Raw genomic sequence first — 13,880 nt, 5'->3', positions numbered from 1 at the left:
TACGGGTTCCGCGTCAGAACTCGCCGCGGAACCAGGTCTTGAGTTTCTTGAACATGCTTCCAGCGCGCCCGGTCGGCAGCGACGGCCGCCGCGGGTGCTCGATCTGGCTGCCCATCAGCAGCAGGCCCACGCCGGTGGCGTGCACCGGGTTGCCGACCACTTCGCCCAGGCCGGTGACGTGCTGCGGGATGCCCACGCGCACCGGCATCTGCAGCATTTCCTCGGCCAGTTCGACCACGCCTTCCATCTTCGATGCGCCCCCGGTCAGCACCATGCCGGCGCGCACCAGTTCCTCGAAGCCGGAGCGGCGCAGTTCGGCCTGCACCATCTCGAAGATCTCCTCGTAGCGACCCTGCACGGCCTGCGCCAGCGAATGGCGCGGCATGCGGCGCGGCGGGCGGTCGCCGACCGACGGCACCTGGATGCTCTCCTCGGCCGTGGCCAGCTGGGCCAGAGCGCAGGCATAGCGCACCTTGATCTGCTCGGCTTCCGGGGTCGGCGTGCGCAGCATGTGCGCGATATCGTTGGTCACGTGGTCGCCGGCGATCGGCAGCGAGGCGGTGTGGCAGATCGCGCCCTGCACGAACACCGCGATGTCGGTGGTACCGGCGCCCATGTCGACCAGCACCACGCCCAGCTCGCGCTCGTCGGCGGTCAGCACCGCCACGCTGGAGGCCAGCGAGGACAGCACCAGGTCGTCCACCTGCAGGCCGCAGCGCTGCACGCACTTGCTGATGTTGGCCGCCGCCGACTGCGCGCACACCACCAGGTGCGCATGTACCTCCAGGCGCACGCCGGTCATGCCGACCGGGTTGCGGATGCCTTCCTGCGAATCGTCCAGCACGTACTCGCGCGGAATCGCGTGCAGGATCTTCTGATCGGCCGGGATCGCCACCGCCTTGGCTGCGTCGAGCACGCGATCCAGGTCGCCCCAGGTCACTTCACCGTCGCGGATCGGCACGATGCCCGGCGAGTTCTTGCACTGCACGTGGTTGCCGGAGATCGAGGCGTACACCGAACGGATCTCGCAGCCGGCCATCAGCTCGGCTTCTTCCACCGCACGCTGGATCGACTGCACGGTCGATTCAATGTCCACCACCACGCCACGCTTCAGCCCGCGCGATTCGTGCGAGCCGATGCCGATCACTTCGATCGGGTTGCCCGGCGAATACTCGCCCACCAGCGCCACCACCTTGGAGGTGCCGATGTCCAGGCCAACGATCAGCGATTTGTCACCCTTGCGATTCATGTCCTTTCCTGCGTGCTTCTGGCCGGGGTCGCCGGCGTTTTCGCCGGCGTGGCCGGGGTACCCCAGCTCAGCGTGAAACCATTGGTGTAACGGAGGTCGGCGCGCTCGATCGGCGCGTCCTGGCGGTTGAGCTGCGGCAGCACCTTGACGAAGCGCTGCATGCGCGAGCGCGCGTCGTCACGGCCGACCACCACTTCGGTGCCGTTGCTCAGCACCAGCGACCAGCTGCCGCGTGCATCCATCGTCACCCGGCGCACGTCGACGCCGGCCGGTGCGAACAAGGCACGCGAGTCGCTGTACAGCTTCATCACTTCCTGGGTCTGGCTGTCCGGGCCATCCAGCTCCGGCAGTTCCAGGTCGGACAGCTTCTTCGGCGTGGGGAACAGCTTGCCCTGCTCGGAGACCAGGCGGTCGTTGCCCCAGCGTGCGAACGGCTTGTGCTCGACCAGGGTCACTTCCAGCACGTCCGGCCACTGCTTGCGTACCTGCGCGCTTTCCACCCACGGCAGCTTTTCCAGCGCGTCCTGCGCATCCTGCAGCTTGACCGCGAAGAACCCGGCGCGCGCGTACGGCAGCAGCACCTGCTGCAGCTGCTCGGCCGGTACCCGCTTGAACTCGCCATGCACGCGCAGCTTCGCCAGCGGCCAGCGCTCGGCGCCGACCCAGCCATTGACCACGGCCACCACCGGCAGTGCAACCACCGACAGTGCCAACAGCCAGACGAAGATGCGCAGCAGCGCGTTCATGCGTGCGTGGCCTCCAGGGTCTGTTCCAGCACGCGCCACACCAGTTCCTCGAAACCGATGCCGGCCTGGCGGGCCGCCTTGGGTACCAGCGAATGGCTGGTCATGCCCGGCGCGGTGTTCACTTCCAGCAGGAAGAAACGGCCGCTGGCGCGGTCACGCATCACGTCCACGCGGCCCCAGCCACGGCAGCCGGCGGCGCGGAATGCGGCCAGCGCGATGCGGCGGATCTCGTCTTCGTCGCTACCGTCCAGGCCCGGGCACAGGTACTGGGTGTCCTCGGCGATGTACTTGGCGTTGTAGTCGTACCACTGGCCCTTGGGCACGATGCGGATCGACGGCAGGGCAACGTCGCCAAGGATGGCCACGGTCAGCTCATCTCCCACCACCATCTGTTCCATCAGCAACTGGCCGTCGTAGCGCGCGGCCAGGGCCACGGCCTCGTCCAGGCCGGCCTCGTCGGTGACCCGGCTGATGCCCACGCTGGAGCCTTCGTTGGCCGGCTTCACCACCACCGGCAGGCCCAGCTCTGCCGCCAGTGCATGCACCGTGGACGCGTCGACCTTCCGGTACTGCGGCGTTGGCAGGCCCAGCGACAGCCACACCTGCTTGGTGCGGATCTTGTCCATGCTCAGCGCCGAACCCAGCACGTCCGAGCCGGTGTACGGCACGCCGAAGGCGTCCATCAGGCCCTGCACGATGCCGTCCTCACCGCCACCGTTGTGGCCATGCAGGATGTTGAACACGCGGTCGATGCCACCGGCGGCGAGCGCGCTGGCCAGCGCCGGAATGCCATCGACGGCGAACGCATCGACGCCGCGCGACTGCAGGGCTTCGAGCACGTTGCGGCCCGAATCCAGCGACACCTCGCGTTCGCTGGAACTGCCGCCGAGCAGCACGGCGACGCGGCCGAACACGGCCGGGTCGGTCACGCGCAGCGGCGGGAAAGTCAGCGCGCTCACGCCTGGCCCTCCCCCTGGAAGCCTTCCACCGCGATATGGGCGGCCACGGCACCGATATCGCCGGCCCCCATCATCAGCAGCAGGTCACCGTCCTGCAGCACGTCCGGCAGCACGCTTGCCAGCTCGGCGGCCTTGCCCACCACCACCGGCTCGCTGCGGCCACGCGCGCGGATGGCGCGGGCCAGCGCATGCGAGTCGGCACCGGCAATGGGTTCCTCACCGGCCGGATAGACCTCGCTCAGCACCAGCGCGTCGACGCTGGACAGCACCGCGGCAAACTTGTCGAACTGGTCACGGGTGCGGCTGTAGCGGTGCGGCTGGAAGGCCACCACCAGGCGCTTGTCAGCCCAGCCGCCGCGGGCGGCGGCGAACACCGCCTCCAGCTCGCTCGGGTGATGGCCGTAGTCGTCGATGATGCGCACCTTGGCACCGCTGGCGGTGGTCACTTCGCCCAGGTCATTGAAGCGGCGGCCGACACCGGCGAAGCCTTCCAGCGCGCGCGCGATGGCGTCCGGTGCCACGCCCAGCTGCCAGCCCACCGCGGCGGCGGCCAGCGCGTTGAGTACGTTGTGCCTGCCCGGCAGCGCCAGCACCACTTCCTGGCTGGTGCCCTGCGGCAGGCGCAGCGTGAAGCGCATGCGCGATCCTTCCTGCACCACGTTCTCGGCGCGCACGTCGGCCTGCGGGCTCATGCCGTAGCTCATCACGTGGCGCGGGGTCCTGGCAGCCAGCGCGGCCACTTCCGGATCGTCGATGCACAGCACCGCCAGGCCGTAGAACGGCAGGCGCTGCAGGAATTCGGCGAACGCCGCCTGCACGCGGGCAAAGTCGTTGCCGTAGTTCTCCAGGTGGTCCGCATCGATGTTGGTGATGATCGACATCAGCGGGTTCAGGCGCAGGAAGCTGCCATCGCTTTCGTCGGCCTCGGCCACCAGCCACTGCCCACCGCCCAGCTTGGCGTTGGCACCGGCAGCCAGCAGCTGGCCACCGATCACGAACGTCGGGTCCAGGCCACCTTCGCTCAGCACCGCCGCGGTCAGGCTGGTGGTGGTGGTCTTGCCATGGGTACCGGCCACGGCGATGCCGCGGCGGAAGCGCATCAGCTCGGCCAGCATCGCCGCGCGCGGCATGATCGGAATGCGCTGGCTGCGCGCTTCCATCAGCTCCGGGTTGTCCTCGCGGATGGCGCTGGAGACCACCACGCAATCGGTGCCCAGCACATTGGCTGCCGAGTGGCCGCGCATGATGCGCGCACCCAGGCTGGCCAGGCGGCGGGTCGCTACGTTGTCGGCGTTGTCCGAGCCGGACACTTCGTAGCCCAGCGTCAGCATCACTTCGGCGATGCCACTCATGCCGGTGCCACCGATGCCGACGAAATGCACGCGCGGGAACGCGCGCACCAGGTCGTTGGTGTCGTGCAGGCGACGGATCATGCGCGGCCTCGCGCAGGGCAGGCGCGGTGGCATGCCTTCTTCATACAGCTTCCTCGAGAATGATATCGGCGATGCGCTCGGCGGCATCGACCTTGGCCAGGGCACGCGCGGCTTGCGCCATCTGCATGCGGCGGGCGGGATTTTCGGACAGATCGCGCAGCAGTGCGGCAATGCCGTCGGCCAGCGTTCCGTCCTGCTTCAGCAACACCGCCGCGCCGCGCTCGACCAGGTACTCCGCATTGCGGGTCTGGTGATCGTCGACGGCAGCAGGGAATGGCACCAGCACGCTGCCGACGCCGGCCGCGCACAGCTCGGCCAGGGTCGACGCACCGGAGCGGCACACGACCAGATCGGCCCAGGCGAAGGCCTCGGCCATGTCCGCGATGAACGGGGTGATTTCAGCCTGCACGCCGGCCTTGGCATACGCCTCGACCGCCTCGGCATGCATTTTCTCGCCGCTCTGGTGGCGCACCTGGACCGGCACGCCGGCACCCAGCGCGGCAATCGCCTGCGGCACGCCGGCATTGAGTGCGCGCGCACCCTGGCTGCCGCCCACCACCAGCACGCGCAGCGGGCCGTTGCGGTCGGCGAAGCGCTGTTCCGGCGGAGCGATGGCGGCGATCTCCGCACGCACCGGGTTGCCGACGAACTCCTCGCGCTGGGCGAAGGTGCCCGGGAAGCCGGTCAGCAGCCGGCGCGCATAGCGCGACAGGATGCGGTTGGTCAGGCCCGGTGCACGGTTCTGCTCATGCACGATCAGCGGCAGGCCATGCAGGCGCGTGGCCATGCCACCCGGGCCGGAGGCGAAGCCACCGAAGGCCACCACCGCACACGGCTGGCGCTTGCGGATGATCATGCCGGCCGCGCGCAGCGCGCGCATCAGCCGCCATGGCGCCGCCAGCAGCGCCAGCTTGCCCTTGCCGCGCAGGCCGGTTATCGCCAGCGTGTCGATGGCGATGTCGTGCTGCGGCACCAGGCGGGTTTCCATCGCGCCTTCGGCGCCCATCCAGGTGACCGGCACGCCACGCTCGCGCAGCACGCGGGCCACGGCCAGGCCGGGGAAGATGTGACCGCCGGTACCACCGGCCAGGATCATCACCGGGCGCACCTTCTCGTTGGCTGCACTCATGACAGCCTCCCGAAGGTCGGTTCGATGCGCGACTGCAGGCGGCTGGTGCCGCGCGCTGCGTTCGCCGCAGCGGCAGCCGTCGGCTCGGCGCTCGCCGGCACGCTGGCGGCCACCGGCGTGGCGGCGGCGTCCATCGGCTCGGCAGCCGTTTCTTCGGCGCCACCGATGCGCACGGCCTGGCGACGCTCGGCGCGCTTGAGCTCATAGGACACGCGCAGCAGCAGGCCCATCGCCACGCAGGTCATCAGCACCGACGAGCCGCCGGAGGAGATCAGCGGCAGAGTCAGGCCCTTGGTCGGCAGGATACCCAGGTTCACGCCGATCGAAACGAAGGTCTGCATGCTGATCCACAGGCCGATGCCGAAGGCGATGTAGCCGGAGAAGTGGCGCTTCATTTCCACGCAGCGCATGCCCAGCCAGAAGGTACGGCCGACCAGCAGCGCGTACAGCGCCACGATCACGCAGGTACCCAGGAAACCGAATTCCTCAGCGGTGACCGAGAAGATGAAGTCGGTATGCGCTTCCGGCAGGTAGTAGAGCTTCTGCACCGAATTGCCCAGGCCGACGCCGGTCCATTCGCCACGGCCCACCGCCATCAGCGCGTTGGACAGCTGGTAGCCGTCGCCCTGCTGGTCGGCCCACGGGTCCAGGAACGAGGTGATGCGGCGCATGCGGTACGGCTCGATGATCGCCAGCGCGCTCATGCCGACCAGGCCGATGACCACCGGCATCGACATGCGCGGCATGTTCACCCCGCCCAGCACCAGCATGCCGGCGGTGATCGCCAGCAGCAGGGTCGAAGAACCAAAGTCCGGCTGCAGCAGCAGCAGCACCACCAGCGCACCGGCCACGCCCAGCGGCTTGAGCATCGCCGGCCAGGTCGCATTGACCTCGTCGCGGAAGCGCACCAGGTAGCTGGACAGCCAGACGATGTACAGCACCTTCACCGCCTCGACCGTCTGGAACTTGGAGATGCCCAGGTTGATCCAGCGGCGTGCGCCGTTGACCGTGCTGCCCAGGCCCGGCGCGAACACCGCCAGCAGCAGCACGAAGCAGCCCAGCAGCAGCATCTGGTTGTACTGCTCGATGGACTTCAGCTCGGTGCGGGCGGCGATGACCGCCAGCACGATACCCACCGCCAGGAAGATCAGGTGGCGGTTGAGGTAGTAGAACGGGCTGCTCATCAAGGCGATCGAGCTGGACGCCACCATCACCACGCCCACGCCGGTGAGCGCGATGATCGCGCCCAGCAGCCACTTGTCGTAGCTGCCTTCGATGGCTTCAAGGCGTGTTGCCTGGCGGGACAGGTCGTTCATCTCAGCGCACCTTCAACGTGGCCAGGCCGATCAGCACGAGCACGACGGAGATGATCCAGAAGCGCACGATCACGCGCGGCTCCGGCCAGCCCTTCAGTTCGAAATGGTGGTGGATCGGCGCCATGCGGAACACGCGCTTGCCGGTCAGCTTGAACGAGGCGACCTGGATCATCACCGACAGGGTTTCGATGACGAACACGCCGCCCATGATCACCAGCACCAGTTCCTGGCGGGTGATCACCGCGATGGTGCCCAGCACCGCACCCAGCGCCAGCGCGCCGATGTCGCCCATGAAGACCATGGCCGGATAGGTGTTGAACCACAGGAAGCCCAGGCCGGCTCCGGCGATGGCCGCGCAGATGATGACCAGCTCGCCGGCGCCCGGGATCTGCGGGATCTGCAGGTAGTTGGCGAACACCACGTTGCCCGAGGCATAGGCGAACACGCCCAGCGCGCAGGCCACCAGCACGGTCGGCATGATTGCCAGGCCGTCCAGGCCGTCGGTCAGGTTCACCGCGTTGGAGAAGCCGACGATCCAGAAGTAGGCGATGGCCACGAAGCCGATGCCGGCCAGCGGCAGCGCGACCGACTTGAACATCGGGATGTAGAAGGTCAGCGCTGCCGGCACGTCGGCCGTGTAGAACAGGAACAGGCCCGCGGCCAGGCCGAAGATCGACTGCAGCAGGTACTTCCAGCGCGACTTCAGGCCGTTCGGGTCACGGCGGACGATCTTGATCCAATCGTCATACCAGCCGATGGCGCCGAAGCACAGCATCACCGCCAGCACCAGCCACACGTAGCGGTTGCGCAGGTCGGCCCACATCAGCACCGACAGGGTGATGGTGAGCAGGATCAGCGAACCGCCCATGGTCGGCGTGCCGGCCTTGGAGAAATGGGTCTGCGGGCCGTCCTGGCGGATCGGCTGGCCGCCCTTGAACTGGGCGAGCTTGCGGATCATCGCCGGGCCAAGCCACAGCGACAGGAACAGGGCCGTCAGCGCGGCAAGGATGGCGCGGAACGTCTGGTAGTTGAACAGCCCGAACAGGCTCTCCAACTGCTGCAACCATCGAGCCAGTTCATACAACATGCGGGGATTCCTCTCCTTGCGCCAGCAGCGCTTTGACAATCGTGTCCATGGCGCTGCCACGGGAACCCTTGACCAGGCAGCGCACGCCGGCGTGCAGCTCGTCCTTCAGCGCCTGCGACAGCGCGTCGTGGGTGGCGAAATGACGGCCGCCGTCGCCGAAGGCGGTGGCGGCGGCGGCACTGAGCGGGCCCAGCGCGTACAGGCGCTTCAGGCCGGCGGCGCGTGCGCGGATGCCGGCCTGCGCATGCAGCGCCTCGGCGTCCGGGCCCAGCTCGCGCATGTCACCCAGCACCAGCCAGCCCTCTTCCGGGGCAGCGGCCAGGGCATCGATGGCCGCAGCCAGCGAGCCGGGATTGGCGTTGTAGCTGTCGTCCACCAGCACCGCGCCGTTGCGCAGCTGATGGGCAATCTGGCGTCCCGGTACCGGCTGCGCCTCGGCCAGACCGGCCGCAATCAGCGCCAGATCGACACCGGCCGCCAGCGCCAGGCTGGCGGCGGCCAGCGCATTGCTGACGTTGTGGCGACCCGGCAGGCCCAGCACCACGCGGGCTTCGCCGGTCGGGGCGACCAGAGTGAACTGGCTGCCCTGTGCACCGGCGCGGATGTCGCGCGCGGTCACGTCCGCCGAGTGTTCCAGCCCATAGCGCAGCACGCGGCAACGCTGCGGGCGACCGACAAAGTGCTGCTCGAACCAGCGGCCGTAGGCATCGTCGGCGTTGATCACCGCCACGCCATCGGCCGGCAGCGCGGCATAGATCGCGCCCTTGGTCACCGCCACGCCGAGCAGGCTGCCCATGCGTTCCAGGTGTGCCGGGGCAATGTTGTTGACCAGCGCATAGCGCGGGCGGGCGATGTCGGTCAGGTAGGCGATATCGCCAGGCTTGCCAGCGCCCATCTCGTAGACGGCGTAGTCGGCATCTTCCGGCGCGTCGATCACCGCCAGCGGCAGGCCGATCTCGTTGTTGCGGTTACCCGGGTTGGCGTAGACCACCTTGTGTGCGTGCTGGGCCACCTGCTGCAGGATCGACAGCAGCAGGCTCTTCACGCTGGTCTTGCCATTGCTGCCGGTGATCGCGAACACCTCGGTGCCACGGTCACGCTGCATGCCGGTGGCGATCTTCGCCAGTGCCAGCTCGCTGTCGGCCACCAGTACCTGCGGCAGCTCGATCGGCAGCAGCCGCTCGACCAGCAGCGCACTGGCACCGCGCGCCTGCGCGTCGGCAGCGAAGTCATGGCCGTCGAAACGCTCGCCGCGCAGCGCCACATACAGGCTGCCCGGGCCCAGGCTGCGTGTGTCATTGCTGACTGCATCGATGGCCACGTCGTCGCCATGGATCTCGCCGCCGGCCCAGTGCGCGATCAGCGAAAGCAGGGTGCGCTTCATGCGGCGCCCTCCCCGGCCTTTGCCTGCAGAACACCGGCCTTGGCCGCCAGTGCAGCCGCAGCCACTTCGGTGTCGTCGAAGTCATGGCGCACGCCATTCACTTCCTGGTACGGCTCATGGCCCTTGCCGGCAATCAGGATGATGTCGCCGGCACCGGCACGCTTCACCGCCAGGCCGATCGCACGCGCGCGGTTGCGCTGCACGGTCACGGCATCGGCGTGCTGGAAGCCGGCCAGGATGTCGGCCACGATCACGTCGCCATCCTCGCCGCGCGGGTTGTCGTCGGTGACGATGACCTGGTTGGCCAGGCGCTCGGCAATCGCCGCCATCTGCGGACGCTTGCCGGTATCGCGCTCGCCACCGCAGCCGAACACGCAGAACAGCGTGCCCTGCAGATGGCCGTGCAGGCTGTCCAGCGCCTGCTCCAGCGCGTCCGGGGTATGGGCGTAATCGACCACCACGGTCGGCAGACCGTCTTCACCACCCAGGCGGTTCATGCGGCCACGGATCGGCTGCAGCGCCGACAGCACTTCGGCGATGCGCGGCAGCGGCTGGCCCTGCGCATGCAGAGTACCGGCCACGGCCAGCAGGTTGTCCACGTTGAAGCGGCCCAGCAGCGGCGACTGCACCGCAGCACGCTGGCCGTCGATGACCAGCTCGAAGGCAATGCCGCGTCCATCCAGTTGCAGCGCCTCGGCGCGCACGCTGGCGTCAGCGGCAGCGCGCGAGCTCAGGCCGATCGGTTGCACGCCAGCAGGCAGGCCAGCGTACAGCTGGCGACCGAAGGCGTCGTCCAGGTTGACCACCGCCGCCTTCAGGCCCGGGCGATGGAACAGCCGCGCCTTGGCCGCGCCGTAGCTGGCCATGTCACCGTGGTAGTCCAGATGATCGCGGGTGAGGTTGGTGAACACCGCCACGTCGTAGTGCACGGCATCCACGCGGCCCTGGTCCAGCGCGTGCGAGCTGACTTCCATCGCCACGGCGCGCGCACCGGCGTCGCGCAGCTGTGCCAGCAGCGCATGCATCTGCAGCACCAGCGGCGTGGTGAAACCAGTCGGCTCGACCGCACCATAAAGTCCGGCGCCCAACGTGCCGATACTGCCACTGGGCGTTCCGAGCAGGTGCCAGGCCTGGGCCAGCAGCTGCACGGTGGAGGTTTTGCCGTTGGTACCGGTCACGCCGACCATCGCCATCGCCCGCGACGGCGCGCCATGGAACTGGTCGGCCATCGCCCCCATGCGCGCCCGCAGGCCCGGCACGGCGATCGCATCGGCCGGCGCCGGCAGCTCGGCCGGTGCCGGTGGCTCGAACAGGATGACGCTGGCACCGGCCGCACGGGCCTGCTCGACAAAGCCCAGCCCATGCGCGCCGAAGCCGGCGATCGCGACGAAGGCATTGCCGGGGCGCACGGCACGGCTGTCCAGCACCAGGCCGGTCAGAACGGGATCATGGCCCGCCAGGGCCACGTCCGGAAGCAACTGCGAAAGCAACATCGAAGGACTCATTGCGTGCCTCCCGTAACGGGCGGCGTCTGGGCTTGCGCGCTCGGCAGCGCAGCATCGAATTCAGCGGCGGCATCGACCGGCAGCGCGGTCTCGGCCGGCGGTGCGGGCAGGATCGAGGCCGAATGGCCGACCTTGCCCGACTGCTGTGCGGCCAGCCACGACTGCAGGTCATCCAGCGGCACGTCCATCAGGCGCAGGGTGCCTTCCATCACGTTGTGATAGACCGGCGCCGACACCAGGCCGCCGTAGAACTTGCCGGCCTGCGGATCGTTGATGACGATGACGGTGGCGAAGCGCGGGTTGGTGGCCGGCACCACGCCGGCGAACAGCGCGTTGTAATGCCCGCGCTCGTAACCGCCCGGGCCAGCCTTGCGTGCAGTGCCGGTCTTGCCGGCCACGCGGTAGCCCAGCACCGCCGCCTGCTTGGCGCCGCCCTGGGTGACCACCGTTTCCATCATCGCCACCACCTGCCTGGCGACGTTTTCATCGATGATCTGCTGGCCTTCGTTGCGCTGGCCCTTGACGAAGGTCGGCGCGATCAGGCGCCCGCCATTGGCCAGCGCCGAGTAGGCGGTGGCAATCTGCAGTGGCGTGACCGACAGGCCGTAGCCGTAGGACATGGTGGTCTTGGTGGTCCCCGACCAGCGCGCCGGACGCATCACCACACCAGCCGATTCACCCGGGAAGCCGCTGTGCGGCGCCGAGCCATAGCCGAAGCGGCGCACGCCGTCATAGAAGGTCTGGTCCGGCATCTTCGCCGCAACCTTGGCTGCACCCACGTTCGAACTGCGGGTGATCACGCCGGTCACGTTCAGCACGCCGTTGTTGCGTGGCACGTCGCGGATGGTGAAGCGACCCAGCGTCATGTAGCCCGGGTTGGTGTCGATGATGGTGTCCTTGGTCACCGCACCGGCCTGCAGCGCGGTGGCGATGGTCAGCGGCTTCATCGTCGAACCCGGCTCGACCAGGTCGGTCACCGCACGGTTGCGGCGCGTATCAGGGATCGCGCCGGTCAACGAATTCGGGTTGTAGGTCGGCAGGTTGACCATGGCCAGGATCTCGCCGGTGGTCACGTCCATGATCACCATCGAACCACCGGCCGCCTTGTTGGCCACCAGCGCGTTGCGCAGCTCCTTGAAAGCCAGGTACTGGATGCGGCGGTCGATGCTGAGGGTCAGGTCCTTGCCCGGCTCAGCGGCACGCAGCAGATCGCTTTCGACGGTTTCCCCCTTGCGGTTGCGGATCACCCGCTTCGCACCGGGCTTGCCGCGCAGCCATTCGTCGAAGGCCAGTTCCAAGCCTTCCTGGCCGCGATCATCGATGTTGGTGAAGCCCAGCACGTGCGCCATCGCCTCACCCTGCGGGTAGAAGCGGCGGAACTCGCGCTGCGCGGCCACGCCCGGAATCTTCAGCGCGACCACCTTCTCTGCCTCGTCCGGATTGATCCGGCGACGCAGGTACATGAATTCCTTGTCCGACTTCTGCGACAGGCGGCTGCTCAGCTCATCCACCGACATGCCGACCGCCTGGGCCAGCTCGGGGATGCGTTCGGGCGAACGCAGCAGGTCCTGCGGGTTGACCCAGATCGAGGCAACCGGCGTGGACACCGCCAGCGGCTCGCCGTTGCGGTCGGTGATCATGCCGCGCGAAGTCTTGATCGGCAGCTCGCGCAGATAGCGGGCCTCGCCCTGGCGCTGGTAGAAGTCGCTGTTGATGATCTGCACGTAGGCCGCGCGGCCGACCAGCGACACCGAGCACAGGCCGAGCGCCAGCGCGACCCAGCGCAGGCGCTGGCGCAGGTTGAAGGCATTGCGTGGACGATTGCGACCGGCCTTGCTCATGGGCGCACCACCACGATGTCGGCGGCCTCGGGGAACTTCATGCCGAGCTTTTCGCGGGCGATGCGATCGACACGGTTGGCTTCGGCCAACGTGGCCTGCTCCAGCTGCAGGCGGCCGAATTCCAGGTTGATGTCATCGCGCTTGCGCTCGGCGCGCGACAGCTCGATGAACGTCTGCCGATGACGGTGACGCACGAACACGACGCCGATCGCCGAGGCCACGGTGCAGGCCAACAGGATGATCAGCAGCAACCGGCTCATGCGTCGGCCTCCCGCTTCTGGGCCACGCGCAGCACCGCGCTGCGGGCGCGCGGGTTGGCGGCCAGCTCTTCGTCGGTGGCCTTGATGGCCCCACCGATCAGGTCCAGCGTCGGCACGAACGCAACGGCCTCGGGCAGGCGGCGGTTGGCCGGTGGCGCCTTGGCCAGGCGGTTCATGTACTGCTTGACGATGCGGTCTTCCAGCGAATGGAAGCTGATCACCGCCAGACGGCCACCGGGCTTGAGCCTTTCCACCGCCGCATCGAGCCCCGCTTCCAGGTCTGCCAGCTCGCGGTTGATGTGGATGCGGATGGCCTGGAAGCTGCGCGTGGCCGGGTGGATCTTGTCCTTGCCACGCGGCATCACCGAGGCGATAAGCTCGGCCAGTTCGGCGGTGCGGGAGAACGGCTGCTTCTCGCGGCGGGCCACGATGGCGCGGGCGATGCGCCGGCTCTGCCGCTCTTCGCCGTAGGTCCACAGCACATCGGCGATCTCGCGCTCTTCCACGCGGTTGATCCACTGCGCGGCGCTTTCACCGCTGTCCGGGTCCATGCGCATGTCCAGCGGGCCGTCCTTGCCGAAGCTGAAGCCACGTTCGGCCACATCCAGCTGCGGCGACGACACGCCCAGGTCGAACAGCACGCCGTCCAGGCCTTCGGCCGTGGCATCCCACTGCAGCAGCTGGGCGAAGCTGCCACGGAAGATGGACACGCGCGGATCCGGCGCGAAATCGCGCTCGGCAACGGCGATGGCTTCCGGATCCTTGTCCATGACCAGCAGGCGCCCCTCGGGACCGAGCTGGGTAAGCACGCCACGTGCATGACCGCCACGACCGAACGTGCCATCCAGATAACGTCCGTTTTCGATCACCCTCAGGCCTTCAAGGACCTGGGTGTACAGGACCGGCAGGTGCACCGCCGGCGACTGCGACACCGGAAGGTGACCGGTCTGCGCTTCTGGGCGCATCCGGGC

General features: G+C 68.4%; 11 protein-coding genes and 1 pseudogene. All 12 read right to left on the bottom strand.

The window, feature by feature from the left end; all coding sequences use genetic code 11:
* Positions 1-13: 13 nt before the first annotated feature.
* Positions 14-1,249 (bottom strand): cell division protein FtsA, encoded by a 1,236-nt coding sequence (ftsA, locus tag ACSYHF_RS03300; protein WP_005408083.1) that lies wholly within the window; start codon positions 1,247-1,249, stop codon positions 14-16.
* A 68-nt stretch (positions 1,250-1,317) separates the two neighbouring features.
* Positions 1,318-1,995, bottom strand: a pseudogene (locus tag ACSYHF_RS03295) (cell division protein FtsQ/DivIB); the annotation flags it as partial.
* Entirely contained in the window at positions 1,992-2,954 is a 963-nt protein-coding gene (locus tag ACSYHF_RS03290) for a D-alanine--D-alanine ligase (protein ID WP_005415295.1), read from the bottom strand. The pseudogene ACSYHF_RS03295 and the gene ACSYHF_RS03290, both read right to left, overlap by 4 nt.
* Positions 2,951-4,387 carry a UDP-N-acetylmuramate--L-alanine ligase gene (murC, locus tag ACSYHF_RS03285; RefSeq protein WP_005415294.1) on the bottom strand — a complete coding sequence of 479 codons (1,437 nt, stop codon included), beginning with the start codon at positions 4,385-4,387 and terminating at the stop codon, positions 2,951-2,953. Before murC ends, ACSYHF_RS03290 begins: the two co-directional genes overlap by 4 nt.
* A gap of 40 nt (positions 4,388-4,427) precedes the next feature.
* Complete coding sequence (gene murG / locus ACSYHF_RS03280; protein WP_447576082.1) at positions 4,428-5,516, bottom strand: undecaprenyldiphospho-muramoylpentapeptide beta-N-acetylglucosaminyltransferase; 1,089 nt, start codon at positions 5,514-5,516, stop codon at positions 4,428-4,430.
* Positions 5,513-6,832, bottom strand: a complete 1,320-nt coding sequence (gene ftsW / locus ACSYHF_RS03275; protein WP_005415292.1) for a putative lipid II flippase FtsW — start codon at positions 6,830-6,832, stop codon at positions 5,513-5,515. Before ftsW ends, murG begins: the two co-directional genes overlap by 4 nt.
* 1 nt (position 6,833) lies before the next feature.
* The gene (mraY, locus tag ACSYHF_RS03270; RefSeq protein ID WP_005415291.1) at positions 6,834-7,919 is read right to left on the bottom strand and encodes a phospho-N-acetylmuramoyl-pentapeptide-transferase; all 1,086 of its coding nucleotides are present in this window, start codon (positions 7,917-7,919) and stop codon (positions 6,834-6,836) included.
* Positions 7,909-9,303 (bottom strand): UDP-N-acetylmuramoyl-tripeptide--D-alanyl-D-alanine ligase, encoded by a 1,395-nt coding sequence (locus tag ACSYHF_RS03265; protein WP_005415290.1) that lies wholly within the window; start codon positions 9,301-9,303, stop codon positions 7,909-7,911. Before ACSYHF_RS03265 ends, mraY begins: the two co-directional genes overlap by 11 nt.
* Positions 9,300-10,808, bottom strand: a complete 1,509-nt coding sequence (locus ACSYHF_RS03260; protein WP_447576081.1) for a UDP-N-acetylmuramoyl-L-alanyl-D-glutamate--2,6-diaminopimelate ligase — start codon at positions 10,806-10,808, stop codon at positions 9,300-9,302. Before ACSYHF_RS03260 ends, ACSYHF_RS03265 begins: the two co-directional genes overlap by 4 nt.
* Positions 10,805-12,649 (bottom strand): peptidoglycan D,D-transpeptidase FtsI family protein, encoded by a 1,845-nt coding sequence (locus ACSYHF_RS03255; RefSeq protein ID WP_005415287.1) that lies wholly within the window; start codon positions 12,647-12,649, stop codon positions 10,805-10,807. The genes ACSYHF_RS03260 and ACSYHF_RS03255 overlap by 4 nt, the downstream gene beginning before the upstream one ends.
* Positions 12,646-12,909, bottom strand: coding sequence for a cell division protein FtsL (gene ftsL, locus ACSYHF_RS03250; RefSeq protein ID WP_005415286.1), 264 nt, complete (start codon positions 12,907-12,909; stop codon positions 12,646-12,648). The genes ACSYHF_RS03255 and ftsL overlap by 4 nt, the downstream gene beginning before the upstream one ends.
* The gene (gene rsmH, locus ACSYHF_RS03245) at positions 12,906-13,874 is read right to left on the bottom strand and encodes a 16S rRNA (cytosine(1402)-N(4))-methyltransferase RsmH (protein WP_012479154.1); all 969 of its coding nucleotides are present in this window, start codon (positions 13,872-13,874) and stop codon (positions 12,906-12,908) included. The genes ftsL and rsmH overlap by 4 nt, the downstream gene beginning before the upstream one ends.
* Positions 13,875-13,880: the final 6 nt, after the last annotated feature.

This window comes from Stenotrophomonas maltophilia group sp. P373 (assembly GCF_053295075.1).
This window is presented reverse-complemented; position numbering and strand designations above follow the sequence as displayed.